The organism is Leptolyngbya sp. CALU 1928 (assembly GCF_056784215.1).
In genome coordinates this window covers 163562-190308 of the sequence record NZ_JBXBCE010000019.1, presented here as the reverse complement: position 1 = coordinate 190308, position 26747 = coordinate 163562, and the positions used below count along the sequence as shown (strand labels likewise).

The window sequence follows — 26747 nt, the reverse complement described above, 5'->3', positions numbered from 1 at the left end:
TACAGCCTCTTCAACGGGTTACTTGCGTAAGGTTTGTCGGGTCTGTAATGCGAGGCAATTTGCCCTGTAAGGGAATCGCGCTGATTCCAGCAGTCTTCAACAGATCTGTCCAGAGCCGTGACAGATTTGGGGCGTTGGGTTGAGTTTGCTGAAGATCTAAGTAAGCATTCAAAGCTTCATACCAAAAGTCGGCTTCAGCATAGAGTTTCACCTGCTGTTCTAGGGTTGCTTCTGCCAATTGACGCTGAAGATCAGTGCTGAACGGTTGCTGCCGAATCCAACCGCCCACAACCCAATCATCGGTGCGCTGCTGGGGATTGCAAATCAGTGCGGCTGTCCAGTAATAGGGCTTTCCAGCTTTGAGTGCCGCCCCTTTTGGCACTGTGATTTTTAACAATCCAGGAGCGCTAACTGGCAACTGCACTTGATATACGCCGTCTCGTTCTGAAGTGAACAGGCTAAATTCTAGAGTCTGAGCCGTTGTTTTGGGCACATAGACCCAAACGGCTGGATTTTCCTGGGACGTAAGACCCAAAAAACGAGTGGGAGCTAATGCTAGCAGCGATTCCTGCTTATTGGGCTGCTGTAGGCATTGCTCAATTGGGCGTGTGCCTCCCCCAGCGGTGCCTTTAGGAACTCCCTGTCCGGGTGGGGAGGTAAATTGAGCATGAGCGTTTTGAGCCGAGACGCTAGCGATTCCTAAAGTTAGGAGAACACTGCTAGCCATTTTGAAAGGGTGCCAATTTACTGTTTTCATAGTGCTGAGGAATTAATGAACAGTGCGCCTCTATCAACCGTGAAAGCATTAACTCTTTCCTTTACCTGCACTCGTGTTTCAGAGACTTATAACCAGTTCCCAACTAGTATAAAGGGTGCCCAATAGAAGGGATGCTTAAATTCTGGCGATCGCAGCAGGGTAATTTGAGCTTCCCGAACGGCTTGGGCTTTGTTGATGTCTGAGCGGATCAGCGTTTCATAAAACTGAGTCACAAATGCGGCTGTGGAGGCATCGTCTACCCGCCACAGGGTTGCCAGGGTGCTACGTGCCCCCGATCGCACGGCAACTCCTGCCATACCTAAAGCGGCGCGGTTGTCTCCTTGAGCCGTCTCGCAAGCGCTGAGAACCAGTAGCTCGATCGCGGTTTTGTCGGTTTGCGATCTGCGGTTCAGCAGTACCTGCAACTCATTCACCTGTAGTTTGCCATCCCAGGTTTTAATATAAGTCTCTTCCGCATTAGAACTAAACTGTCCGTGGGTTGCCAAATGCACAACCGTAAAAGGAGCCGTTTGTATCTTGGCATTGAATGCATCGGTCGTAAATAAACGGTTGAGTAACACTTCAGCCGACAGTTGACGACTAATTGCATCGACCTCCTGCCGCACACCCGGTAACTCAGTGGTTTCAGATGTGGCTTCGCTGACACCCCCAATCAAGGCACGAATTTGTTTGGGCTGGAGAGGGCGAGGACTCAATAGTTGCAATCCAGGCGTTAGGGCAATCTGGTATTGCTCAATCAGGTATTGCTTGCCATCGTGTAATGCCGCCATTGGCAGGCTGCGAAGCGAACCATCCAGCACAAAAACAAGGGTTTGTATCTTGCGTTGTGCCAACGTATCGGCAATGGGTTGAATCAGCCAGCGATACATCTGTTGGGCAGCGCCTAGCTGTTCTTTGGCAAACGAAGTGGGGCGCAGGGATGCCTGCATTTTGGCAATTCCAGCTTCAATGGCTGCTTTAGGAATAGCTGTCGCGTAATGTTGTAGGGGTTGTCCGGATACCGAGAGGATTACTTCCAGGCGATCGCGCAAAATAACGGGATAAATCACCGCTGCGGTTGGGTCGATATCATCGATCGCCTGAGGGGTTGCATCTAAACAGGCTTCCCGAAAAAAGTTATTCAACTCTGCTAGCTGCAAAGATTCAATGACTTGGCGGGCTTTTTTCAGGTTATCTTGCGTTGCATCGGGTTGCAGCAGCAGATCTACCAGTTCTCGATAGACGGGTTCCACCTGATCCCGAAAGGAAAATTGCACATCTTGACCCAAAGCAGTTAGGTCTTTTCGGAGGAGTTGCAGTGTGTCCACTGTTTGCGTATAAGCCGCTGCTGCCTGCTGCACATTGCCCTCAGCCTGCAAAATTCGCCCTAGCTGCCATTGCCATTGATAAGTTATCTCTGGCACGTTCACCATTTTTGCCAGTTGCAAAGCTTCCTCGGTCAATTGTTTGGCAGCCTGCAACTGCTGATTTTGCTCATATACATGGGCTAGCCGCCCGATCGCCCACGATTCGGCGCGGCGATCGCCCAAGGTTTTTGCCTGCTGCCGAGCGATCACCAATAGTTGAGCCGCCTTTAAAGGCGAAGTGCTGAGGATTGAGGCGAGTTCGATGTGTCCGTAAATAGTTGTCTGGCTGGGCGGCAGGGTTGCAAGTTGGTTTTCAATTTGGGGCAACAGGGTTTGGGCTTCCGGGTCGCGGTTGAGTTGCTGGAATTTGAGTTGTCTCAGTTGGGCGGGAAGTTGCAGCGGGGCAGCGATTCCCCCAGGGATCGTTTCACGAATCGCGGCGGCTTTTTTGAAATAGGCGATCGCATCGGGTATTTGTTGTTGAGCAACTAAGGTATTTCCCAAATGCAAATAGGCTGCTTGAATATCGGGTAAGGAGTTCACCTGTTGGGCAACGCTGAGGCTAGTAGTCAAAACCTGCTGGGATGCTTTGTCTTCGCCCACCAGCCGTAGAATATTCCCCAACATCAATAGGCTACTGGCTTTTAAGGATGAATTAGGCTGTTGCTTTTGAACTAACACAATCTGATCGAGCAAGGTTCTAGCGCGGCGATAAAACCCCAATGATTGCAATGCCCTCGCTTGATTCAGTTGAGCACCGATGATTCCAGGCTGGTTGTTGTCCTGGCGATAGAAGCGCTCTGCCTGTTGCCATTGCTCTAATGCCGCTTGAGGATTGCCTTGCTCAAATTGCTGTTGTCCTTGCTGGTTTGAGCGTTGGGCACGTTCTAAAGGGACGCTGGGCTGTTGCGCGATCGCCCTCACCATCGGCAGACTAAAAACTAACAGCACCCCCAGGAAACCGCAGAACAGCAGGCGGCAGATTTTTTGAGTCAATCTATCCATATTGTTCAGCATGTCACTGTCCTAAAAGGTGGGTTTGACAGGTCAAAGTCGCCAGCGATGACCTCATTTGAGCCGTTTCGCCCTCTGCCACCAGCGAGATAGACCCGTCTTCATTTCTGCTCAATCTGGTCGCTTCAATCACTGATTGAGTCTTAACGGTTGAGTTTGCACCCTTGTCCTCCTCTACCCGTCCACCCCGCCGCCCATCCACCGCTTGCCCATCCATCCACACAGGGGGTTGACTCAGCGTCTCCGTTGGATCAGGGGAAATGCCGCCTCGCCCGGTCACAATAAAACTATTGCCAACTTTTTGGGGCGAGCAGGTTTGGGCAATTTGATTGGTCGAGTCGGCGAAGGTGCTGGGTAATTGCACCAATCCCCGATTGGGGTCAACATTCAGGGTGTTAAGGGTGACCGTGCCGCTAATGCCAAACTGGGAACTGGCGGTAATGTCGCTAAAAGGGGTGAGCTTGGATTGAAATTTCAGCCCGAAAATCCCTTGAGCCGTGATAGCCACCCGTCCGCCACTGCCTGTAAAGGCATTTGCCCGAATATCGCTGTTTTCTGATAGCACCCCGATCACAAAGCCAGCCTTGATGGTGACATTGCCGCCATCGCCTCCGGCTTGGGCAGTTCCGGCGCTAGCAGAAATTAGGCTATTGCGCCGCAGCAGCAAAATATCTCGGACATTGAGGGTGATATTGCCCCCATCACTAGAAGTTGTTTCAGCAAGGAGTTGTCCTTGATTGTTCAGCGTGAGGGAGTTGGCAGTGACGCTCAGATTGCCCCCGCTGCCTGTACTCTGACCGCTCACACTCGCTGCCGCTCTATTTTGAATCGTGATCCGGTTCGCACTCAAGTTCAGGTTGCCCCCATTGCCAGAGCCACTAGTTTCTGCCGTAATCAGAGCTTGGCTATCCAAGTCAATTTGGTTCGCAAAAATTTGGACATCGCCCCCTTGCCCTTGTCCTTGAGTCCCCACGGTAATTCTGGCGTTGTCTTGCAAGAGGAGTTGGTTGGAAGTGAGGAATACGCTGCCGCCGTTGCCGATCGCTTGGGGTGTGGAGTTAGCAAAGATACCTGCCCGATCGCCCGTGATCAACACGCGATCGCTATTCACCATAATGTTTCCAGCATTTCCCCGATCTTGGGTCGTTGCCGACAGTCTACCTTGGCTACTCAATTCGACCTCGGTAGCCGTGACACTGAGATTGCCCCCCTGACCGTTGGTAAAGGTTGACGCGCTGATAATGCCCTCGTCTTTGATTTGCAGCGCTCTGGTGGCAATCTGAATGTTGCCGCCGTTGCCAATGTTGCCGCCCCGCAGATCGGGGGTGCCACTGCCAGAAATAATGCCGCTGAGGTTTCCAGCGATCGCGGTTAGGTCGGTCTGAATCGTGATATCTCCGGCACGTCCCGATCCTAAAGTGAGTGCCTGAATTCGCCCTCGATTCACGAGATTCAACGATTGGGCAGAAAGGGCGATCGCCCCACTGTTGCCTGTTGCACCGGGAGCCACGCCGCTAAAAATGGAGCCATTGTCCGCCAGGATCGAATTGGCTTGAATGCTGATGTTGCCTGCACTTCCTGATCCAAACGTCGTGGTGCCAATGGTTCCTTGATCCTTCAGGTTTAATTGCCGAGTTTGGATCGCAATATTACCAGCGCTTCCAGTTGAGCCTTGGGTTGTTTGGGCAAAGATGCCACTAGGGAAAGCCCCCCCTGAAGACAGATTCGCCAGATCTCCGGTAGGGACATATCCGCCCAAATAAAAATTTGATAAAACCGTGAGTCCAGTTGGGGTTTGAATCAGCAGGTCTGCCTGGGGAGGCTGGGTGGTCGTGCCACTCACTTCCAGACTGTCGGCAGCGATCGCAATGGTGCCACCACTACCAGACTGATGAACCGAAGCGGACAACTGCCCGCCGTTGGCTAGGGTGACAGATCGGGCGGTTACTTGAATATCCCCGGCTCGCCCCGAACCGAAGGTATCGCTGGAGATAATGGTGCCTGTGCCCGTGAACGCATTGCCAGCCGTTAGCGTGATGTCACCCGACCCGGTGTTTCCAATCGTGGTGATTAGTCCAGTGGTGATGTTTTGAGCAGCATTCAGGCGAATATCGCCGCCGGCACTACCGGTCGTTCGCAGGGCACGGTTGAACCCGTCAAAATCTTCGGGCACCCCCAGATAAAAACCCTGATCCAACGCGGCAGTGGAGAAAGACAGCAAATTGCCAGTCTGAATACTGCCATTGGTGCTGGTCAGGGCGATCGCCCCACCATTCCCTGCCAGCGTAAACCCATAAGCATCCGGTGGCACGGCTGCACCAAGGGCTGCGGGGTCAGGCACATAAGCTAGGGCGAGAGTGGAGATAGACCCTGTTTCCAGGTTGCCCGCTGCTGTCAGGGTAATGCGACCCGCATTTCCGGTTCTACTGGAATTGTCAAAGGATAGCGTTGATGAGGAAGCCGATAAGTCAGTGGTGGTAATGGCACCTTTGGGACTGGTAAGGACGATCGCGCCACCATTGCCCAGAGGATTTTGCTCAAAGCCACCCGCATCCGCAAAGAGCCTGTTGGTCGTAATGTTGCCGTCCTCAGCCGTCACCAAAATCGTTCCGCCGGTGCGCCCTCCCAGTCCGCCAAAAGATCTAGCTACTAGATCACCCGTGGTAATGTCACCCCGATTGCTGGTCACGGTAATGGTGCCGCCGTTAATCGCTGTACCGTAAAAATCCCGTGAGGTTGCAAATAAGTCCCCTGTAGCGATCGCGCCATTCGTATTGGTAATGGTGATTGCTGGTAGGCTGGTGGCGTTGGTGCCGTTCCCGACTAGGCTGGACTCAATGATGCCGGTGGTGATGGTGCCGTTGCTGCCCGTTAGGGTGACAGTGCCACCATTGCCGATGGTGCCGAGTCCAGCTAACTGTAAGGTGTTCCTAATATTGCCAATAGTAGTGGTGCCGTTGGTAGTAGAAAAAGAGAGGGTGCCGCCGTCGCCCACGTTGTCATATCCAAACGAGCTACTATCAATGTCGCCTGTGGTAATGCTGCCGTTGGTGGCAGAGAAAGTCAGGATGCCGCCGTTGCCACTATTGGCAAAACTATAGCTTCCTGTTTGCACTTGTCCTGTGGTAATGCTGCCATTGGTGCTAGAAAGGGCAATTACACCACCATTGCCCACATCTCCAGTAAAAGATTCTACATTGGCGACTAAATCTCCAGTGGATAAATTCCCATTCAGCGTCGTCAGGCGAATACTGCCAGCGTCGCCGCTATCGGTTGCAACATTGAGAGGTTGTCCATTCGTGGTGATGGATTGACTGCTCGTCATGGCGATCGCCCCGCGTGGTGACAGAATCCCTTGAGTGGTAATGCTGCCGTTTCCCGCTGCTGTCAAACGAACGACTCCATCCGGTGCAATATTGACAGCATCTTGAAGCGTGATTCCAGGTGCGGGAACTAACCCAACACCCGTGTTACTGCCCGGAACAATTCCGCTGTTACCCGCGTAGCGGAACGTCGTTTGCCCCGATCGCAGAATCAATCCGGGCTGCGTGTTCAGCACAACATCATCCCCAACAAACGGAGCCGCCACATCAGGAGCCGTAATATCTACGGTGCCCTGAATCCGAATATTGCCGCCTGCTTCAATCAGCAATGACGCACCCGTGTAGTTCAACGCCAGATCAACATCCCCAATACTGGAAATAATCGGGTCATACAAACTGGTGAAGGTTGCCAGCCCACCGGACAGCGATCGCACCTGAAAACTACCATTGCTAGCAAACCGAGCATCCCCAGAAATGACACCATCGCTAATCAGAGTGAGGTTGCCACCGCTGATAAGAGGCGTTTGCGTTGGATGGTTGAGGGCGAGAATGTCAATCCCGCGATCGCCTTGAATGGTTAAATTGCCACCTGCCTGTGCCAAAAAAGGATCGGTTATGGTGTCCCGAACTTTGACAGTATCGGTTGCCAGCAGGGTTAAATCTCGTCCGACTTGAAGCGTTCCTTGCAGATCCAGGCGATCGGCTTCCAGGGTCAAATCTTGCCCAACCTGTAAATTGCCACGATTCACGATCATCGCGGTGGGTTGATTGGTGCCACGCTGCAAACCGATGGGTATCGAGATGGTTAATAGGTTAGAAGAGGCTGGATTGATTGCATTAAATTCACTGCCATCCGCAAATTTAATTCCTGCTGCTGTCGTCGCCGTAAACGAACCGCGAATATCCAAACTAGAACCAGAGCCAAAAATAATGCCGTTGGGATTGATTAAAAACAGGTTGGCGGTGCCGCTGACTCCCAATCTGCCATCGATTTTTGAAGGATTTGTGCCCGTAACGCGGGTGAGGATATTACTGACACCGGGATCGCTGAAGTAGAGCGATCGCCCACTGCCCACATTCAGTTCTAGGAAACTGTGAAATAGGTTCGCGCCTGACCTTGCGCCCCCCTGAATTGTGTCCATCGCGCCACTTGTATCCACCGTGGAAGATTGCGAACCCAGTGTGCGATCGGGAATCAGTTGCGCCAAAGCAGGGAAGCAAGGTTTGGTTAAGACAACCCCCATTACCGTTAGCCAGATGCCTTTAGATAGAAGCTTCTGGGGAAATAGAGAAAGTATCATTATTTATTAGGATGACGAATATAAAAAACTGTGGTGCTTCAGGAACTCTCTACATATAAATACCCAGATTTGTTAAAAACAGAACAGTGGGTTACGCAAATAGAAGAAAAAGGTCAATTGGGTTGGTTTACGTGTTGATTAGGTAAGTTTTTTTGAAAAAATCCTTTTAATTTTTTGGCTGATTCAATCGTGTGCCGCGCTATTTTCTTGAGCTAAAATTGTTGAGATGCTTTTTATTTCTTAACAGAAAACCCAAAAACGATCGCCCGTTACAGCGACAGGGTGGGTAAAATAATCACCCAGATAGCAAGGGCAGGGAGCCGCCGATGAACCACGCGCCGATTTCAATCACCACTGCCCTCGATCATCAACGAGCCGGACGCATGGCTGAGGCTGAGCAGGTCTATCGTTCGCTCTTACAACAGCAGCCCGACTCACTGGACGCGCTCAATTTACTAGGGGCGTTGATGCATGAACGGGGTCGTTATGATGAAGCCCTCCCCTATTTCGAGCGGGTGTTGACCTTAAGACCTGGTGCCGAGTCGCACAACAGCGTGGCAATCGTCCTCAAGGCTCAAGGGAAATATCCTGAAGCGGTGGAGCAATACCGTCAGGCACTGGCACTCAATCCCAACCAGCCAGAGGTGATGAGCAATTTGGGCAATGCCTTGAAGGAAAGCGGCAGTGCAGAAGAGGCGATCGCCTGTTATCAGAACGCGATCGCGCTCAATCCCAACTATGCCGAAGCCCACAACAATCTCGGCATTAGCTATAAAGAGCAAGGCAAACTAGACGAAGCAATTTCGTGCTACCAAACGGCGCTACGGTTGAAGCCCAATTATGTGGAAGCCCATCACAATCTCGGCATTATTTGGCGACTTCAGGGCAAACTCGACCAGGCGATTGACTATTTCCGGCAAGCGATCGCCCTTAAGCCTACCTACATCGATGCCTATACCAGCCTGGGTTCAACCCTACATCAACAAGGCAAGCTAGACGAAGCGATCGCCCAGTTTAATCATCTGCTGACCCTGGAACCCGATTCTGCCGAAACCTACAATAATCTGGCGATGGTGCTGCAAGAACAGGGCAAAGTAGAAGACGCGATCGCGGCGTTCAAACAGGCGCTGGTCATTCGTCCTGATTATCCTGGCGTGTGCAATAACCTGGGTAATATTCTGCTGGAAGATAAGCAGATTGAAGCCGCGATCGCCTCCTATCGTCAAGCCTTGGAACTACGCCCTACCTATGCTGAAGCCCATAACAACCTGGGTAATGCGTTGCAAGAACAGGGCAACCGCGATGAAGCCGTGGCTGAATATCGCCGCGCTTTAGAACTGCGTCCTAATTTTGTGGAAGCTTTGAGCAATTTGGGGGCGGTGCTACGGGATCAGAAAAAAACCGTAGAAGGGATTTCCTACTTGGAACAGGCGTTGTCGCTTCAGCCCGGTTTTGCAGAAATCCACAATAACTTGGGCAATGCTTACCAAGAACTAAATCGCTTGGAAGACGCGATTGCTTGCTACCGTAAAGCCGTAGAAATAAAGCCTGATCTTGCCGAAGTGCGGAGCAATCTAGGCAATATGCTGCAATATATGGGCGAATTTGACGAAGCCTTTGAGCATTTTGAACAGGCGATCGCCACCCATGCTGATTTTGCTGGAGCCTACAATAATTTGGGGATTGCCCACCGTAACTTTGGTGATCTGGATGCGGCTTTTATTGCTTACGATCGGGCGATCGAACTCAAGCCCGATTTTATTGAAGCCCACTGGAATAAAGCCCTCAATCATTTGCTGATTGGCGACCTAGAGGCTGGTTTTGCTGGATACGAGCAGCGCTTTCAGTGGAGCAAGTTTATTGAGCAAAACCCTTCCCGTAATTTTACTCAACCCCGCTGGGATAGCAGCCCACTGGATGGCAAAACTATCTTGCTCTATGCGGAACAAGGCATGGGCGACACCATTCAATTTATCCGCTATGTCGCCTTCGTTGCCCAGCAAGGTGGACGCATTATTCTAGAATGCCATCCGCCCCTCACTGACCTACTGCAAACGATTCCCGATATCGAGCAAATCATCCCCTACGGCACTGCGCTGCCTGCTTTCGATGGCCATGCACCCTTGATGAGTCTGCCCCATATCTTTCAAACCACCCTCGATACCATCCCCGCTAACGTTCCCTATCTATCAGTAAATGGCGATGGTCAAAGAGTGAGAAGCGAGTTAGAAATTCATCAATCGCAATTTAAGATCGGGTTTGTTTGGGATGGCAACCCCCAAAATCCTTACAATCGATCGCGCACCTGTCCCCTAGAGTTATTGCTGCCCCTCGCCCAGATCCCTGGCGTAACTCTTTACAGTCTGCAAAAAGAACCCAAGCCCGCAGATCTGGAACTGCTGCAAGCCCATCCAGAAGTTCAGGATTTGCGATCGCATCTGAATAACTTCACCGACACCGCCGCTCTCATCCAGCAGATGGATCTGATCATTGCCGTCGATACCGCCGTCGCCCATCTTGCCGGAGCCTTGGGCAAACCCACCTGGCTATTGTTGCCCTTTGCCCCCGACTGGCGCTGGATGTGCGATCGCGCCGATACTCCCTGGTATCCGACCATGCGCCTATTTCGTCAGCCCAGCTACGGCAATTGGGAACCCGTTTTGGCGGAAGTGACAGCAGCATTGGAGGATAGGAATCAGGTTGCAGGTGCCAAGGTTCGGATTTTAGGGAAAAGGGCAGAGGGAAGGGGGAAGAAAGAAGAAAGAAGAAAGAGGAAAGAGGAAAGGAAAAAAACGAAGACAAAGAGCAAATCACAACAAGGTTTTATGCCTTCCCCCTCGTCATTCGTTGTAACTCCTTTGGAGCCGCTACCCGTTGGTGAAACCATAAAGGACTTACGTCATTCGTCATCCCCCCCGAAACCCGAAACCCGAAACCTGAAACCTGCCTCCCCGCCCCAATCTACGCTGCCCGAATCGCTCAAGGTCGCAGTCCGTCATCATCAAGCGGGAGAAATTGAAGCAGCGAAACAGACTTGTCGAGCGGTGCTGGAACACCAGCCAGAGTTGGCGGATGGCTGGCATCTGCTGGCATTGATGGCGCATCAAGAACGCAATTTGGATGAGGCGATCGCTCACTATCAACGGGCGATCGCGGCTGATCCGAATCATTGCGACTCCTACAACAATCTGGCGGTGGCGTTGCATGAACAGGGCAAATTTGATGACGCGATCGCCCATTATCAAAAGGTGTTGGCGCTGAAGCCCGACTATGCCGATGCTCACAACAATTACGCCAATGCTCTGCGGGAAAAGGGTCGTTTAGAGGAAGCGGTGCAGCATTACCAGCAGGCGATCGCGGCGAATCCGACTTACGCCGATGCTCACAACAATTTGGGGCTTGCCTACTATGCCATGAACAACTTTGAGCAAGCCGCTGTTGCTTATCGGCGAGCCGTGGCATTGCGTCCCAATTTTCCCCAAGCGCTGAACCATTTGGGTAATGCCCTCAAAGAAATGGGCGATTTTGCTGAAGCGGCGGTTTACTACCAGCAGGCGATCGCGCTCAAACCCGATTACGCCAAAGCCTTCAACAACTGGGGCAACATTTTTCGCGATGAGGGCGATCTGCAAACCGCGATCCAGTATTATGATCAGGCAACGGCGATCGAACCCAAATTTTCCGAGGCGCACTGGAACAAAGCCTTGACCCTTTTGGTCGGCGGCGATCTAGAGCGGGGCTTTGCCGAATATGAATGGCGCAAACACGTCAACCTACCCAGCTTCAAATCTCTGCGCGATTTTCCCGGTCCTCGCTGGGATGGCTCCCCACTCAATGGGCAACTAATCTTCCTCCACGCCGAGCAGGGCATGGGCGACATCATTCAGTTTGTCCGCTATGTGCCCCTAGTCGTGCGGTTGGGCGGTCGTGTGATCTTGGAATGCCATCCACCTCTAGTCAACCTGCTGAAAACTCTTCCCGGTGTGGAAACTCTGGTTCCCTACGGCAGCGCCCCACCGCCTTATCACATTCAGGCACCCTTGCTCAGCCTGCCCAACATCCTGGGAATCACCCTGGAAACCGTCCCCGCCGACATTCCCTACTTAACTCCGTCCGCCTCCAGCGCTGCCCTTCCTGCCCTAATCCCTAATTCCTTAAACTTGCATCCTGTCAAAGTTGGTTTGGTTTGGTCTGGCAATCCTGGAAACCCCTATAACCGCAATCGCGCCGTGCCGCTGGAATCCTTGCTATCGCTAGCAGATCTGCCCAATGTCGAACTTTATAGCTTGCAAAAAGATCTGGCTGATAATGATGTAACTTTGCTGCGATCTCATCCCAAAATCCATGATTTGCGCGACTTGCTGACCGATTTTGTCGATACTGCCAGCCTGATTCAGCAGCTAGATCTAATCATCAGCGTCGATACCGCCGTCACCCATCTTGCCGGAGCCTTGGGCAAACCCACTTGGCTCTTGTTACCCTTCGCCCCCGACTGGCGTTGGATGCTGCACCGCGACGATAGCCCCTGGTATCCCACCGTGCGAATTTTCCGCCAGCCCACTGCTGGGGATTGGGAGAGTGTGTTGCAGCAAGTTAGAACCGCCTTGGAAGAAGTACAGAGTGCCGAGTATGGAGTACGGAGTGTGAATGATGCATTTCAGACTCTCAACCCCGAACCCCCAACTCCGAACCCCGAACGCCTCTCCATCGCTTTACAGCATTATCACAATGGCGCACTTGCTGAAGCAGAGCAGGTTTATCGCCAAATTTTGCAGCAACAGCCGGATCAAGCGGATGCGCTGCATGTGTTGGGTGTGATTTTGTGCCAAACAAAGCGCTATGAAGAGGCGATCGCCCGGTTACGTCATTTAACCAGCCTCCAGCCCGATTTTGCGGAAGGCTGGGGCAACTTGGGCGGCGCACTGCAAGAACAGCAGCAATTTGAAGCAGCGATCGCCTGCTATGAGCGATCGCTGGCGCTGAATCCTGCCAATCCCAATGTGCATCAAAATTTGAGCGTGGCGCTGTTAGATCTGAACCGTCCAGAAGCAGCGGTGCATCATGCCGAACAGGTCGTATCAGCCAGACCCGATTCACCCGATGCCTTTTACAATTTGGGGTTTGCCCTACGGCGATCGAACCGGGTTACTGAAGCGATCGCGGCGTATCGTCGGGCGATCGAACTCCAGCCCAATTTCGTCAACGCTCACAAAAATCTGGGTCATGCCCTGTTGCTCACCGGCGACTTCACCACCGGATTTGTGGAATATCAATGGCGCTGGCAGCAAGAAGGCTGGGCAGTCCGACCCTTTACGCAGCCCGAATGGGATGGCAGCGACTTAAACGGCACAACCATTTTGCTCCACGCTGAACAAGGCATGGGCGACACCCTGCAATTCATCCGCTATGTGCCCCTCGTCAAAGCCTCTGGCGGGCGAGTCATTGTGGAATGCCAGGAACCCCTGCTGCGACTGCTGACCAACACCCCCGGTATCGACCAACTGATTGCCCAAGAGTCTCCCCTGCCGCCCTTTGATGTCCACGCGCCCCTACTCAACCTGCCCCGCATCCTCAACACTACCCTAGACACCATCCCTGCCGATATTCCCTACCTAATTTCCTCAACCTCTACTTTTTCCCTTCCTCCCCGACACCCGACACCCGGCACCGTTCGGCTGAGCGCTCACGTCGAAGCCCGACACCCTTTCAAAATCGGTCTTGTCTGGGCAGGCAATCCCGATCACCGTAACAATCGCTTCCGATCCTGCCAATTAGAGCAATTTTGCCCTTTGTTTGATCTGGAAAATGTTGTCTTTTACAGCCTGCAAAAAGGTGATGCCGCAGCAGAATTAAGGGCAGATTTGCCCGTGTGCGATGTTGGGTCAGAGCTACCGGATTTTGCGGATACCGCTGCCGCGATCGCCCAACTCGACCTGATCATTACCGTGGATACTGCCGTTGCCCACCTCGCCGGAGCGCTTGGTAAACCCGTATGGGTACTGCTCGCCTTTGCCCCCGATTGGCGCTGGATGCTCGATCGCACCGATAGCCCGTGGTATCCCAGCCTGCGCCTCTTCCGCCAGTCTAGCCCCGGCGACTGGAACAGCGTCATACAGCACGTCAAAATAGCATTGCAAGAAAAGCAAATTCCGAATTCCGAATTCCGAATTCCGAATGATGAAAGGCAAATGACATTTCTTGAATGCCCGATAAAGTCCTGTGACGAAGTAAGAAGTACAGATGATGAAGTGACAAGTACGGATGATGAATTTCAAACTCGACATTTGTCACTCGACATTCGACATTCGACATTCGACATTTCCCTCTCCTGGCATCTCAATGGATTGACCCATTGGGGTATTCTAGGAACTCAATTATCATTGCATCTGAGGCATCACTCTCAGTTTGCGCCCGTGCTTCAGCATCCGCTGTCTGCGTCTAGCGATTTGACTCCGTTAGAAGTGGCGCTGTTGCAGTCATTGGAAGCAGGGTCTAGTAATCTATCGAATGGGCTGCGGCTACAGGCGATCGCCGACGGGTTTACGCCGATCGCTCCTAGTCCGCCTGCCGATCCACAGCGAACGATTGCTCTAGTTGCCTTGGAAGACACGCACCTTGATAACCCGGCATTGGCGGCAGCAAAATCCTGTCGAGCAATTATCACCAGTTCTACCTGGAATGCGGATCTGCTCAAAAGCTATGGATTAGAAGTCTCTCAAGTGTGGCTCCAGGGCATTGATCCCATCCTGTTCTATCCCAGCAAGAAGGGCGATTGGTTGAGCGATCGCTTTGTCATCTTTTCCCCTGGAAAGTTGAGCTATACCCACGGTCAGGATATCTTGATTGCGGCATTTAAAGTCTTCCAAACTCTCCATCCTGATGCACTACTGTTGACCTCTTGGTGGGCAGATGGTGAACGTTTCCTGCAAGGACTTGACCACGCCCATCATGTAGCCGGAGTACCGCGAGTTAATCCACAGGGGCAACTTGCAACCGCTCAGTGGCTCAGTCAAAACGGATTGCCCAGTGAGTCTTTTCTCGTGCTGGAACCCGTTGCCTATGCAATGTTGGGTCAAGTGTTACACCAAGTCGATGTTGCTGTTTTTCCGAACCGCTGTGAAGCCGGACTTAATCATGCCGCGATCGCCAGTCTTGCCTGCGGAGTGCCAACAGTGCTATCCAACAACACGGGCAACCGGGATTTAACTCAACAAAATTTGGGCTTCCCGCTGCAATCGCAACGCCGAGTTAAAGCGCCTGCCGCGTTTGTCGGTGTGGAAGGCTGGGGCGAATCGGATGTGGAAGAACTGGTGGAAACCCTGGAATATCTTTATACTCATCGGGCTGAAGCTCAGCAGCGCAGCCTTGCCAGCGCCGACTGGCTGCGATCGCGCCCTTGGTCAACCGTCGCCAAAGACTTTGCGGATCTTCTCAGTACTATGGTTACACCACAACTCCTCAGTGAAAACGTTTAATTCATGCAATTAGCCGACATTCTCAAAGACTCAAATTACAAGCTGTCGCAGTTTACGATCGCTGAAATCGAGCAATTAGAACAAACTATCACCCTGAAGCCAACTAAAAGCGGCGACGTTCCCTATACGGTTTGTTTGGTGCGCCAAAAGGCGATTCGGCTCACGCCAGAGGAGGCGATTCGGCAACTCTATTTATCGGTGCTGATGGATCGATTGGGCTATTCGCGCGATCGCATTCAAGTAGAGTATGGGGTCAACTTTGGGCGAGAGGTGAAACGGGCGGATATTGTGGTGAAAGAACGGGCAATACGTACTATGCACAGGCTACGCCAACGCTTGGATCAATCAGCAGCTTGAATCTTTGGGGATAAAATCAACATAAGAGAGGATAGAAAAGTGAAAAATAAAGAATTTTACGTTTTGATTGAGCGAGATGAAGATGGAATCTACGTTGGCGAAGTTCCACAACTCAAAGCGTGCTATAGCCAAGGGGAAACTATTGACGAACTAATGCAGAATATTCGTGAGGCGATCGAATTATGCCTTGAGGAAATTGAAGAAGAATCAACCACTGAATTTATTGGTATTCAGAGAGTGCTGATCTAATGGCGAAGCTTCCAACCCCAACAGGAGCAAAACTCATTTCAGCACTTCAAAAAATTGGCTTCGAGGTGGTGAGGCAAAAGGGAAGCCATGTTCGCTTAAAGCATGAAGATAATCGAGTGGTTACAATTCCGATTCATGCTCGTAAAACAATTGGGAAAGGACTACTTTTGAAGATTCTTCGAGATGCTGATTTGACTAAAAACGAATTAATTGATCTCTTAGACTAACCGAGCCATTGCTGGAAATTGCTAAAACTGGAGTAGAACGGGCGATTCTCTTACAGAAAGGCTATGCCAACGCTTGGATGAATCAGCAGCTTGAAGCTTTGGGGTAAAACTGACATGACTATGATTGCAATAGACCTACCGATGGAAAAAATTGCTGAGTTTTGCGATCGACCATGTTTCACTACATCAATTGGGTTTATGCACCTCGAAACTCAACAGCACAATTATGCCATCGACTAAGCCATAGGCAGTGACTGCCACAATGCCACTCTCTTTCTTACCCACGTTGCCCATGGATTGCCGTTTGACGTAATCGCTGCTTTTTCCCTTCTTGCACTCTTCAGTTTCATCAATTAGTAATATCGGAGATTCACTCAGGAAGGGATGCAAGTTCTGTTGATGGTCTAATTCCACGGTCTTGGCAATGGCGGGTAGGGACTCGCGTTTACTTTCGCTAATCATGCCCAGGTACAACAGCTTGAAGGCTTCAAAGCTTCGCATTTCAGAGAATAATCCCTCACATAGTTGACAGTTTTAGCCACAAAGCGAATCGTCGGTCGAGCGGCTCTAGACGCTGGCATAAGAATTGAATTGAGAGCAACCTACACCCTAACTTAAAACATTTGCCTTAGAGGATTTGGATGAAGCGTTGGAGGCGCGGGTAGAAGCTCGTACTGCTGCTTTGCGAGAAAGTGAAGCTCTAGGGATATCGACGGTTGGTCAGAGACTATGAATTATTGCCAGAAACATCAGAGACCTTTGTTTCTCTCGCAATAATCCGCATCATGCTCAGGCGGTTGGCATGAAATTTAACCCCTCAATACTTCTAAAACATCCTCCTAGATAGATATCAATCAGTGCAAAATTGTTGCTTTGGCGGCTTCTTATACTATCTAAGTAAAACAGTTAAATAAGCTCGTCTTTAAGTGAGAAATTTAGTGATTTACTATTTTTTGCCTAAATATCTAGATTTATTTAAATGCGCTTTTAGCTATAGGTTTCAGCAGTTGAAATGAAGCCGCGATCGCGGCTTTAACAGTTCTATTGACAAGCTTTCTTGATAAACCAAAAGCCCCTTGTGGAAGGCTGATTTTGGCGTGTTACATTATCAACACTACTCGTTATTGAAAACACCGGGTTCATCCCAAAAGAGGAAAATATGTCTGAAATGCAAGCTCCTGTCCGTCCTTTTGACCAGGTTGTTGATAATCCAGTCTTATTTGAACGGTCTGTTACAACCCCCATTATTGAAGGAATGAATCTTGTCCTAGCAAGCTTCCAAGCGCTGTATCTGCAATATCAAAAGCACCATTTTGTCGTTGAAGGCGCTGAGTTTTACTCACTACACGAGTTCTTTGCCGAAAGCTATGGACAGGTGCAAGGGTACGTTCATAAAATCGGCGAACGCTTAAACGGTTTGGGAGGCGTTCCGGTTGCTAGTTTTACTAAGCTGGCTGAATTGTGCTGCTTCACGCCCGAACCGGATGGTGAGTATGCTTGTCGTCCCATGGTGGAACACGATTTACAAGCGGAACAAGCGGTGATTAACTTGCTCCGTCGGCAGGCTGGACAAGCAGAAAGTTTGGGCGATCGCGCAACTCGGTTATTGTATGAACAAATGTTATTGGAAACAGAAGATCGAGCGTTTCATTTAGCGCACTTCTTGGCTAAAGATAGCTTGACATTTGCCTATGTTGTCACCAATAACTAGGTTTTGCTCAGAGCGATCGCGCTAGATCGATAAACAGGGCGATCGCTCCTTTTTGACAACTCAGTAATAGGCAATCACGCTTTTTGTAGGGGAGCGATCTCGCTATTTTCACTGATTGCCTGATCCATGAATTAGTTCCCGTACTGATTATTAGTTTATGGAGTTGGCGAGATGGGCAGATCAACGATGAAGCAGGTTTGTCCAGCACTGCTTTCAGCCGAAATAGAACCGCCTAGGTAAGTCACCGATTTCTTGACCAGTGCCAAGCCCAAGCCTGTTCCGCCTTGCTGCCAGCGATCGCCCGTTGGAATCCGGTAGAACTTATCAAAAATGTGGGTCAGTTCATCCGCAGGAATTTCGACTCCAGAGTTGCAAACGATTAGTTGAATTTGGTTTTCTGGTTGAACGCGAACCGTCACCGTAATGGCTTCATCGGGAGGAGTATATTTACAGGCATTCGTCAACAGTTCCGTGAAGATGCGGGTCAAAATTCTCAAGTCTGAGACGACCACGAGAAGATCAAGCGGAACCATCACTTGCAAGTGTTGTTCACGACTGTGGGCGCGTTCCTGAAAAATCTCGACTGCTTGCACAATCCATTCGTTGAGGTGAATGGAAACCCACTCTATGGGACGTTCTCCTGCCTCAAGCTGCTGTAGCTCCAGCAAATCGTTTACCAGGCTCAATTCCCGATCGCACTGATCACGCAAAACGCTGATATAACGGGTCATGCGATCGATCTTGTTTGCTGCATCTAGCCCTTCCTGTTGATTAAGGGTCAGTTCCAACATCTTAATTGCCATTTTGATATTGGTTAAGGGCGATCGCAACTCATGGGACACCGTACTCAGAAAATCATCTTTGAGATAGTTTAACCGTTCTAATTCTTCCTTCTGACGCTCCAATACTTGAGTGCGTTCAAGCGCCCGGTTGTGTTCTTCTTGAAGGCGACGTTGGGTATCATCTCGAAAAATCAAGACGGCTCCAGTGATCAAGCCCTTCTGGTTTTGAATCGGGGCAACACTATCCGTAACGGGCAAAACCGCACCTTCTCTCGTAGTCAACAGCATAGGATTGTCGAGAAACACGATCGCGTCTTGCTGGATGGCAGTGACCGCCACATTGCCGATCGGCTGGTGGGTGTCTTCATACACTACATTAAACACTTCGGTTAATTCCCGATCGCGCGCATCTGCTTGCTGCCAACCCGTGAGCAACTCGGCAGAGCGGTTCAGAAACAGAATACAACCTTGAGTGTTCGTCACAATCATGCCGTCCCCGACGCTTTTGAGGACGGTCGCCATCAGTTGCTCTCGTTCATAACGACTGAGAGCCGTTTCAATCGCCACATACAGTTCCTTCCCCTTCACAGGCTTGAGGACATAGCCGAAGGGACAGGTGCTTTTCGCCCGATCTAAGGTGCTTTTATCAGAATGCCCCGTCACATAAATAACAGGAATTTGTAGTTGAGTCCAGATTTGTTCTGCCGCCTGCACCCCATCCATCTCACCCTGAAGCCGGATATCCATCAGCACCAAGTCTGGGCGTAGTACGCCTGCTTTTTCAACCGCCTCTGTTGCCGAACTGGCGATATCTAAAACGCCATAGCCCAAAGACTCCAGATTTTCCTGCAAATTGGCAGCAATGATATACTCATCCTCCACAATCAGGATTTGAATGGTTTCCGAGGGAGGAAAGCCCGATTGGTCGGTGTCTAATACTTTCATAATTGTCCTCTCGGAAACGTAATTGTGACGGTTGTGCCTGATTGCCTATGAATCGCCAAAGTACCCTGAAGCTGCTTCACTAGCCCCTGAACCAACGACATCCCCAGGGTGGTGGTTTGCTTCAGGTCAAAATCTTCAGGGAACCCCACTCCATTATCTTGCACAATTAGGCATAAAGATTGGTCTTGCTGTTCCTCAAGGCTTACTTGAATTTCACCCGCTTGTTGGTTGGAGAAGGCATACTTTAGGGCATTGGACACTAGCTCATTGATGATTAAGCCACAGGGGATCGCGAGGTCGATCGCAAGCGGAATGGCATTGATGTGAGTCACCAGCTTGATCTGATTGGAATGAATGTTGTAGGAGTCGAATAGGTGGGCGGTGAGATCGGAAATATAGTGAGCAATATTGATCTTTGCCAGATCATCCGAGTTGTAGAGTTTTTCGTGGACTAGCGCAATGGAGGTAATCCGGTTCTGGCTTTCTTTGAGCGTTTCGATGATCTCTGGGTTTTGCGATCGCCGCGCCTGCATTTGCAGCAACCCATCCACGATGCCCAGGTTATTTTTCACCCGGTGGTGGATTTCTTTTAGCAGCACTTCTTTTTCCTTTAGAGAGGCTTCAATTTGCTCTGCTGTTTGCTTCAGTTCGGTGATGTCATAGTTGATGCCAATCATGCGGTGCGGTATCCCTGCTTGATTACGCTCCACCCGTGCATAGGCTTTGAGGTAACGGACGGTGCCATCCGAATGCCTGATCCGAAACTCATGCTCGTAGTCTTTCTCTCCAGCTAATGCCTGTTGACTCGCGGCTTCGGCAAGGGGGCGATCGTCTGGATGTATGCAATTGACCCAATCCTCATAGATGTTGGTGAACTGATCGGGGGTGATGCCATACAGTTCACACATGCGGTCATCCCAAATGAGCCTATTCACTGTGATGTCCCAGTCCCAGGTGCCAATGGAGCCGGACTTGAGTGCCAAGGTGAGGCGATTGGAGAGGTCGCGCAGTTGATCTTCGGATTGCTTGCGCTCGGTAATATTCTGCTGCACCACCACAAAGACAGCGCCATAGTTGGGATGTTCAAACACCGACGTAGTCGCTTGACACCAAAACGTAGTACCGTCTTTTTTGACATTGTAAACTTCATAGACGGCTTCACCCTGCTCCAGAATAGTTTTAGCTAGCGCCTTGTAAAGCTCTGTGGTATTGGTGCTTCTGTCTTCGTAGTTCACGATCGCGACATGCTGACCGATCAACTCATCAGCATCGTACCCAAACATGCGATCAAATTTGGGATTGGTGTAAACAAACATGCCGTCGCTCACCTTAACCATACAAACGCCCTCCGCCATGTTCCTCACGACGATGCTTTGAAGCTCTAGCTCCACTTCAGCCTGCTTGCGAATGATTTCGTCGCGCTTCGCTTTGCTAATATCGCGTACAATCACCAGCACCTCGTCATCTCCGCAGGGGATGATTCGAGCTTCTTCAAATTGAATCTCGCCATCAATCCTGAGTTGATATTCATACACTTGTAGTGCGCGGGTTTGTAAGGCTTTCTGAACATGCGCCATGCGCTCTTGGGCTTCATCCGCTGGAAAAATAGTATGGATGTTGCTATTTGCCGTGACCAAACTTGAATTGAGCAATTTGACGTTCTCGGACTTCTGAACATCCAAATAGGTGCCATCTTGCTTCATCCGAATCAGTAAATCTGGAAGGGCTTGAATCAATGCCCGATTTCTGGTTTCGCTTTGGCGCAGGGTTTCTTCCGTATGTTTGAAGTCATTAATATCCAGCCGAATGCCATCCCACACGATCTGCCCATCGTCCAGACGGCGGGGCGTTGAACACAACCGCAACCAGCGGCTCTCCCCACTGGGTAAACGCTCTCGCACTTGCACATCAAAGACCGACAAATTCTGGGCAGAGGCTTCTGCTGCTTGAATCAGGTCGGGCAGATCCTCGGCAACCATAAGCTGAAACATGAGGCTGGAGTCTGCCAAAACTGCCGCTGGTTTGAGTCCACTCACCCGCTCCAGTCCAGCGCTCACGTAGGTGTAGCGGTAGTGCCCATCCAGTTCGCGCCTTAACTGGTAGAGGTAGCCATTGGGGATATTGTCGCCGATCGCCCGCAAAAAAGCTTCTTGCTCTTGTAATGCTTGTTCCGCTCGTTTGCGATCGCTGATATCGACCAGATAGCCAATCATCTCGGTGGGGTTGCCTGCGTCATCTCGCATCAACTGAAGTTGGTTATAAACCCAGCGGTATTCCCCATCGCCATGCAGAAAGCGGTAATCATGGGCATGGTATCCGGTGGCGAAAACCTGAGACGAATTCGCTAAGACGCGATCGCGATCCTCTGGGTGAATGTGGTTTGCCCAGAAGTGAGAGTCTGCTAAAAAGTCTTGCGGCTCATACCCAAAGAGGGTTCTGACATTCTCACTCATCGAGGTGGCTCCATAGTCACCATTTGTTTTACAGCTAAAGATCGCCACGGGAGCATGGGTCAGCAAATATTGCAGGCGATTGTTGAGCGATCGCAGGTCTTCTTTTGCCTGTTCCCGCTCCGTGATATCAACGGCAATCCCTCCCACAGAGCACTCTCCAGATGGCTCCCAAAGCGGAAACTTGTAGACTAAAAACTTGCCAAGGGTGCCATCGGCACGGGGAGCAACTTCGATCACCTCTAAAGCCTGATTCGTGTCTGTAACCTGTTGGCTATTGCGATGAAACTCTTCCGCAATCTCTGGCGTAAAGAGATCAAAAATGGTTTTGCCAATGGCATCCTGGTGGATTTGAAGTATCTGAGAGTAGTTTTGACTTTGGTAGAGAATCCGCCCCGCGACATCGGTAATCCAGGCAACGGCGGGGCTATTGTTCATAAACGCCTGAAAGCGGTTTTCACTTTCCCTGAGCGCGGCTTCTGCTCGTTTGCGTTCGGTAATATCGCGGGCAATCTTTGCCGCCCCAACGACCCGACCCGTGGCATCTTTAATCGGTGAAAGGGTGACCGCAATATTGATGTGCTGTCCATCTTTTCGCACCCGCACCGTGTCATAACTCTCCACCGGTTCGCCTTGTTTGATCTGTTCCAGACCTTGCGCCACTTCATCGGCATGGCTGGGGGGAAACAGTAGGGCGATCGGGCGATCGATCACTTCCGCCGCCGTATAGCCAAACAGCCTTTCTGCTCCCCTATTCCAGCTTGTAATCATGCCTTCCAAAGACTTGCCGATAATTGCATCACCGGATGATTCGACGATCGCTGCCAGTCGAGACACCGCTAACTCTGCCTCTTTGCGTGCGTTAATATCCGTCACCCGCACCAAATGTACAGCCTGCTCAGCCACCGTGATTGGCTTGGCAGCGATATTGCCCCAAAAGACAGTGCCCTGACAGGTCACGTATTCAATTTCTCGGCTCCAAAATCCCTGCGACTTCATTTCTGCCATGATTTCATCTAACTCAGCCTGAGAAAATTGGTAGCGTTGCAGCGTATGTCCTTCAATGCCAATCAAACGAGCTTTATCAACGGCTTGAAAGAGTTCGATCGCGCGTTGATTGCAGTCCAGGGTGAGTAAGGTTTGTGGATCAACCAGAAATAAAGCATCCGCCGATTCGTTAAAAATTGCTTCTCGTAAATCCCTGCTGTGAATGAGTTCGGTTTCGATGCGTTTGCGTTCAGCAATTTCCTGTTGCAAAGCACTATTGGCTGTATTGAGTTGGGCTGGACTGGGTAATGCCAATGCCTTTGGAATGATTTGCACTAGCGCGATCGCTGTGGTCACCGAAATCGCTGCTGTGATTAGCTTCATGCCACCTGCCAACCAATAAGTCGGATGCCACAGCGTCCAGATTTCCATCAGGTGAGTCGTACCGCAGGCAACAATAAAGGCGCTAAACAGCAGCAAGATCCAGGTGAATGGCAGATCATGCCGCCTGCGAACCACATAAAACAGCGTCAGTGGTATGGAATAGTAGGCAAGGGCAATCAGCGCATCTGAGACAATGTGCAGCCCCACCAGTTCTGGCTTCCAGAGGTAGCAATGTCCATGGGGAATAAACAAGTTCGTTTCCAAAAGCGGTTGAACTAAATTCATCATGATTCTGCCCCATCTGAAAGCCAAACGACTCAACCTTTAGTATTCCCCTTAGGATAAAAGACGATAAATTTATTTACAAAAGATTATTAGGCTTAAGCTAGTTATCGCGATCGCTCTCAAGCACCCCTAATGATAGCAGTCCAAGATTCTAACCCGAAAATCACAGAAACCGATTCTCCACAATTAAAACTCAAACTTTAGCACTGGAAGCCGTTGCAAGGACACGGAATAAGGAGTGTCGAAAGAAGAAACGGGTTGAGCGGTCATTGCCATAGAGACGGACACCAAAGTCTAAGACTTTTGCTGTTCTAAGAACGTTTGATACTCAGTGATATGGATTTTTGCAGATTTTTTCCAGGTGTAGTGAGGCAGAATCGATTGGCTGTGGTGGATTAGCGATCGCGCCGTGTCGGGTTGAATCATTTGGCGCATGGCTTGGGCGATTGCGGTGGCGGAGTTTGGGTCAACCAGGATTGCCTGAGTATCATTGAGAAACTCGGTAAAAGGAGGCTGATTTGCAGTGAGAACAGGCAAGCCAGCGGCGATCGCTTCCAACACCACCAGTCCCCACCCTTCTTTTATGGAAGGAAACACAAACGCATTAGCACTGTGATACAAAGCTGGCAAGTCTACATCGGAAATCACTCCTGGCAAGATTAAGGATTCGCCAATTTTAATCTCTAGACTTTTTACCTGATCGAAAAACTCATCTCGATAGGATTGATAATCAAACAATGTTGATCCTCCAGCAATCACCAGTTGAGCAAGCGGATAATCACATAAGACATCAGCAAAAGCTTGTAATACTCGAATCGAATTTTTGCGGGGTTCAATTCCACCGATCGTTAAGTAAATCGGTGAGCCAGATAGACCCAGCTTTTCTCGAAGGGATGCGATCGCGTCTTCAGAAACTTTTTCAAAGCGTTTAGAATTTACGCCATTAAAAACTCTCGGCGCATCAATTTTATATCGTTTCTGTAACTCTACTCGCCATACATTACTCACACAAAAGCATAGATTTGGCTCTCGAATTGAATGCTCCTGACAAGCTTGCAAATAAGGGCTATTAAACTGATCGATATGATGAACTGTGCGAAAAAAATGAGAGATAATTCCCTGCTGCTTCAAACTGAGTAATGCATTCGCGCTAATACAATCTTGAGCATGATAGCAATCATAGGGCTGAGTATGCAGTAAATCATTTTTCAGATAATCAACAAATTCTTGAATCCGCTGCTGAATCAGAGCATCAATTCCACCTATTACCGGGGCGGCTGAAATCAATTTGGCATTACAGTTGAGCGATCTCTGAAATCCAGCCCCATCCTTATCCAGGGCATACACACAAACAAAATGCCCCAAATCATGCAACGCTTCTGCCAGTTCTAAAGTGTGAACGACACTACCTCTAGGCTTGGTCGAGTAGGTTAATAGGGCAATGCGAAGCGCCATCATTTTGCAACCTTTGGAGGTGAAAATCCGGTTAGTGGTTCCTGCGCCAAATCCCAAAAAGGTAGAGTTTCGCTCTTATGTTGCAGATGAAGCTGTCGGTGCGATCTGGATGTAATTTCTCCGACTACGCCACATGCCAAGTGCTGTTGTTTAAATAAGGTTTGCACAGCCTCTACATGTTCGGCGCGCACACTCAGCAAAAAGCCATAGCTGGGAAATGAAACCAACCATCGCTCTAGGGGAACACTTTTGGGGCGGGGAATCGCTTTAAGGTCAAGCAATCCGCCACAGCCAGAGGTTTCTAACAACATCAACAAGGTGCCTAAAATACCGCCCATGCTGATGTCTTTACCTGCATCACACAACCCTGATTCTGCAATTTGAGGCAAGAGTTCTAAGCTATTTCGTAAGTGCATCCGATCAGTTTCGGTGGCAGCGTTCCAAAATGGGTAGCTGGGATGGGCGTGACCTTTGAGATCAACAGCAACCAGCAGGCGATCGCCCGGTTTAGCGTTAAAACTGGTAATCAATTGGGTTGCCTGTCCTAAAATAGCGACAGACAGGGCATTATAGGTACTATGACAGTTGGTATGCCCGCCCACAATTGGCACGTTGTAGGCGATCGCGGCGGCTTGCATTCCCTCTAACAAGCGGTGGCTGAAGTTGGTCGATTGGCTCCACAGTGTATCCACCACGGCGATCGGTCTGCCGCCCATGGCATAAATGTCGCTGACGTTGACCATGACTGCACACCATCCGGCAAACCAGGGATCATCTGCCACAAATTGAGGCAACATACCTTCGGATGCCAGTAACAGGTAGCGATCGCGGTCGGGAATGGCAGCACAGTCATCACCGAGAAGAATAGGGGAAAGGGTTCGGGTGTCTGAGTGGGCAGGTGACTGCGGCTTGATTTCTGATTGCCAGCTTCGAGTGCCTAAATTGAATCGAGAGACGGCTTGAATATCTTGTTTATGTAAAATGCCCAGGGATTGCCGCAGTTGAGCGATCAGGTCTGCCAACATTAGGATGCCTCTTGGCTAAGAATTAGAGTAGGGCGTAGCTCATGGTTGGCTGGATAATAGCGTAGGTCGGCTTTCATTAAGTGATGGGGGCGATCGCGAATGCTGATTTCTTGCTGCGATGTCCAATGGAGTCGCTGAAAAAATCGTACGTTTTGCAGTTGAACGGTTGCCAGAAATTGGGTGCAACCCCAAGCGTTGGCAGTGGTGACTGCCTGGGTGATTAAGCCTTTGCCGATTTTCCAGCCTTTGCGATAGTCGGCATGGGTTCCCAGTCTGCCGCCATACCACAAGCCCGGTTCTGGTTGATAAATTCGGACTACGCCAATGACTTGCTGTGTCTCTGGGGCAATGGCAACGATGGGGTAGGCAATGTCATCTAAGGGATCGATATCGTTGCACTGAAATAGTGCTTGTTCTTCGACAAAAATGGCGTGACGCAATGCAAAGTAAGCGTCGATTTCTTCGGGTATGGTTGCAAGTTTGAATTGATAAGACATGGGAAGAAGTTTTCAGGGATCAAGGGTCGGGTGTCAGGCTGAGTAAGAAGAGGTCAAAGGAATAATGTTGGCTTAAGTTCTATGGATTGGATGTCAAGCCTTTGGGGGATGCCCCCAAACCCCCTCCGCAAGGAGTCTGGAGATGTTGGCTTCTGT

The 26747-nt window shown here is 50.4% G+C and carries 13 protein-coding genes and 1 pseudogene; 5 read left to right on the top strand and 9 right to left on the bottom strand.

Annotated elements, in window-relative coordinates; genetic code table 11:
- Positions 1-10: 10 nt before the first annotated feature.
- The 3 genes from AC1S5B_RS26115 to AC1S5B_RS26105 all read right to left on the bottom strand — a co-directional run bounded on the left by AC1S5B_RS26115 (position 11) and on the right by AC1S5B_RS26105 (position 7762).
- Entirely contained in the window at positions 11-727 is a 717-nt protein-coding gene (locus tag AC1S5B_RS26115; protein WP_482038586.1) for a DUF928 domain-containing protein, read from the bottom strand.
- Between the two features lie 116 nt (positions 728-843).
- On the bottom strand, positions 844-3141 hold the full coding sequence (locus AC1S5B_RS26110; protein WP_482038585.1) for a CHAT domain-containing protein: 2298 nt from the start codon (positions 3139-3141) through the stop codon (positions 844-846).
- A 1-nt stretch (position 3142) separates the two neighbouring features.
- Positions 3143-7762, bottom strand: coding sequence for a two-partner secretion domain-containing protein (locus AC1S5B_RS26105; RefSeq protein WP_482038584.1), 4620 nt, complete (start codon positions 7760-7762; stop codon positions 3143-3145).
- 326 nt (positions 7763-8088) lie between these two features.
- On the opposite strand from AC1S5B_RS26105, the gene AC1S5B_RS26100 reads away from it, so the two are divergent.
- The 4 genes from AC1S5B_RS26100 to AC1S5B_RS26085 are packed head-to-tail and all read left to right on the top strand — an operon-like array spanning position 8089 to position 16070.
- Entirely contained in the window at positions 8089-15237 is a 7149-nt protein-coding gene (locus AC1S5B_RS26100; RefSeq protein ID WP_482038583.1) for a tetratricopeptide repeat protein, read from the top strand.
- Between the two features lie 3 nt (positions 15238-15240).
- Positions 15241-15594 (top strand): type I restriction enzyme HsdR N-terminal domain-containing protein, encoded by a 354-nt coding sequence (locus tag AC1S5B_RS26095; protein ID WP_482038582.1) that lies wholly within the window; start codon positions 15241-15243, stop codon positions 15592-15594.
- Between the two features lie 39 nt (positions 15595-15633).
- A complete protein-coding gene (locus AC1S5B_RS26090; protein ID WP_482038581.1) occupies positions 15634-15843 on the top strand; it encodes a type II toxin-antitoxin system HicB family antitoxin in 210 nt (69 codons plus the stop codon).
- Complete coding sequence (locus tag AC1S5B_RS26085; RefSeq protein ID WP_482038580.1) at positions 15843-16070, top strand: type II toxin-antitoxin system HicA family toxin; 228 nt, start codon at positions 15843-15845, stop codon at positions 16068-16070. Before AC1S5B_RS26090 ends, AC1S5B_RS26085 begins: the two co-directional genes overlap by 1 nt.
- Positions 16071-16262: 192 nt before the next feature.
- Here AC1S5B_RS26085 and AC1S5B_RS26080 read toward each other — a convergent pair.
- A pseudogene (locus AC1S5B_RS26080) lies at positions 16263-16651 on the bottom strand (IS701 family transposase); the annotation flags it as partial.
- A 578-nt stretch (positions 16652-17229) separates the two neighbouring features.
- Here AC1S5B_RS26080 and dpsA point away from each other — a divergent pair.
- Entirely contained in the window at positions 17230-17781 is a 552-nt protein-coding gene (gene dpsA, locus AC1S5B_RS26075) for a DNA starvation/stress protection protein DpsA (RefSeq protein ID WP_482038579.1), read from the top strand.
- Between the two features lie 155 nt (positions 17782-17936).
- On the opposite strand, the gene AC1S5B_RS26070 is transcribed toward dpsA, so the two are convergent.
- From AC1S5B_RS26070 to AC1S5B_RS26050, 5 genes are all read right to left on the bottom strand, one after another.
- The gene (locus AC1S5B_RS26070) at positions 17937-19508 is read right to left on the bottom strand and encodes a hybrid sensor histidine kinase/response regulator (protein WP_482038578.1); all 1572 of its coding nucleotides are present in this window, start codon (positions 19506-19508) and stop codon (positions 17937-17939) included.
- Positions 19505-23617 carry a PAS domain S-box protein gene (locus AC1S5B_RS26065; RefSeq protein ID WP_482038577.1) on the bottom strand — a complete coding sequence of 1371 codons (4113 nt, stop codon included), beginning with the start codon at positions 23615-23617 and terminating at the stop codon, positions 19505-19507. Before AC1S5B_RS26065 ends, AC1S5B_RS26070 begins: the two co-directional genes overlap by 4 nt.
- Before the next feature lie 291 nt (positions 23618-23908).
- Positions 23909-25072: an MSMEG_0565 family glycosyltransferase gene (locus tag AC1S5B_RS26060; RefSeq protein ID WP_482038576.1), complete on the bottom strand. Its 1164-nt coding sequence runs from the start codon at positions 25070-25072 to the stop codon at positions 23909-23911.
- Positions 25069-26094, bottom strand: coding sequence for a sll0787 family AIR synthase-like protein (locus tag AC1S5B_RS26055; protein ID WP_482038575.1), 1026 nt, complete (start codon positions 26092-26094; stop codon positions 25069-25071). The genes AC1S5B_RS26060 and AC1S5B_RS26055 overlap by 4 nt, the downstream gene beginning before the upstream one ends.
- Entirely contained in the window at positions 26094-26591 is a 498-nt protein-coding gene (locus tag AC1S5B_RS26050; protein WP_482038574.1) for an MSMEG_0567/Sll0786 family nitrogen starvation N-acetyltransferase, read from the bottom strand. Before AC1S5B_RS26050 ends, AC1S5B_RS26055 begins: the two co-directional genes overlap by 1 nt.
- Between the last annotated feature and the right edge of the window lie 156 nt (positions 26592-26747).

Coding starts and splice junctions, on each gene's coding strand:
- AC1S5B_RS26050 (WP_482038574.1), bottom strand. CDS start 26,591: ATGTCTTATCAATTCAAACTTGCAACCATACCCGAAGAAATCGACGCT.
- AC1S5B_RS26105 (WP_482038584.1), bottom strand. CDS start 7,762: ATGATACTTTCTCTATTTCCCCAGAAGCTTCTATCTAAAGGCATCTGG.
- AC1S5B_RS26065 (WP_482038577.1), bottom strand. CDS start 23,617: ATGATGAATTTAGTTCAACCGCTTTTGGAAACGAACTTGTTTATTCCC.
- AC1S5B_RS26060 (WP_482038576.1), bottom strand. CDS start 25,072: ATGATGGCGCTTCGCATTGCCCTATTAACCTACTCGACCAAGCCTAGA.
- AC1S5B_RS26100 (WP_482038583.1), top strand. CDS start 8,089: ATGAACCACGCGCCGATTTCAATCACCACTGCCCTCGATCATCAACGA.
- AC1S5B_RS26095 (WP_482038582.1), top strand. CDS start 15,241: ATGCAATTAGCCGACATTCTCAAAGACTCAAATTACAAGCTGTCGCAG.
- AC1S5B_RS26055 (WP_482038575.1), bottom strand. CDS start 26,094: ATGTTGGCAGACCTGATCGCTCAACTGCGGCAATCCCTGGGCATTTTA.
- AC1S5B_RS26070 (WP_482038578.1), bottom strand. CDS start 19,508: ATGAAAGTATTAGACACCGACCAATCGGGCTTTCCTCCCTCGGAAACC.
- AC1S5B_RS26085 (WP_482038580.1), top strand. CDS start 15,843: ATGGCGAAGCTTCCAACCCCAACAGGAGCAAAACTCATTTCAGCACTT.
- AC1S5B_RS26115 (WP_482038586.1), bottom strand. CDS start 727: ATGGCTAGCAGTGTTCTCCTAACTTTAGGAATCGCTAGCGTCTCGGCT.
- AC1S5B_RS26110 (WP_482038585.1), bottom strand. CDS start 3,141: ATGCTGAACAATATGGATAGATTGACTCAAAAAATCTGCCGCCTGCTG.
- dpsA (WP_482038579.1), top strand. CDS start 17,230: ATGTCTGAAATGCAAGCTCCTGTCCGTCCTTTTGACCAGGTTGTTGAT.